The following is a 951-nucleotide window of genomic DNA, read 5'->3' on the forward strand; positions in this document are numbered from 1 at the left end:
GGCGGTGTTGTTCACGGGGCAGGGTGCGCAGTGGGCGGGGATGGGGCGTGAGCTGTATGGGGCGTTCCCGGTGTTCGCTGCGGCGTTGGACGAGGTGTGTGGGGAGTTCGGTCCTGAGCTGCGGGAGGTGATGTTCGGGGGTGAGGGCCTGGACGAGACGCGGTGGACGCAGCCCGCTCTGTTCGCCTTCGAGGCGGCCTCGTTCCGCTTGCTGGAGTCCTGGGGTGTACAGGCGGACTACCTGCTGGGACATTCCATCGGTGAGCTGGCTGCCGCGTACGTAGCCGGAGTGTGGTCCCTTTCGGATGCGTGCCGGGTGGTCACCGCGCGTGGTTCGTTGATGCAGGCGCTGCCCGCCGGTGGTGCGATGGCGGCGGTGGAGGCGTCGGAGGACGAAGTCCTTCCCTTCCTGGCTGATGGTGTGAGTGTCGCCGCCGTGAACGGCCCGACCTCCGTCGTGGTGTCCGGCGACGAGTCCGAGGTCGAGCGGATCACGGCGCACTTCACGGAGTCCGGACGTCGCACCCGCCGTCTCCGCGTCAGCCACGCGTTCCACTCCGCCCGTATGGACGGCATGCTGGAGGACTTCCGGGCCGTCCTGGAGAGCGTCGAGTTCCACGCCCCCCGCTTGCCCCTCGTCTCCAACGTCACCGGCCGCATGGCGACCGCCGACGCGCTGACCTCTCCCGCCTACTGGGTCTCGCAGGTCCGCTCCACCGTCCGATTCGCCGATGGCGTGGGCGTGTTGGCCGACAGTGGGGTGTCGCGCTTCATCGAGGTAGGCCCCGACGGCGTACTCAGCGCCATGGCCGGAGAGTTGGCCAACGAAGACACCACCGCCGTACCGCTCTCCCGGCGCGACCGGGACGGCGAGCGTACGGCGCTGGAGGCCCTGTCGCGGCTCTGGGTGTCGGGCGCGGACGTGGACTGGGCGAACGTCATCGGCGGTGG

General features: G+C 69.7%; 1 protein-coding gene. It reads left to right on the top strand.

Features of this window, described 5'->3' with window-relative positions; genetic code table 11:
- Nucleotides 1–40: 40 nt before the first annotated feature.
- The coding region (locus tag QR77_RS46995; RefSeq protein ID WP_236711171.1) for an acyltransferase domain-containing protein at nucleotides 41–951 on the top strand (911 nt) is incomplete at its 3' end.

Origin of the sequence: Streptomyces sp. 150FB (genome assembly GCF_000818195.1) — a bacterium.
In the GTDB taxonomy this organism is placed as follows: domain Bacteria; phylum Actinomycetota; class Actinomycetes; order Streptomycetales; family Streptomycetaceae; genus Streptomyces.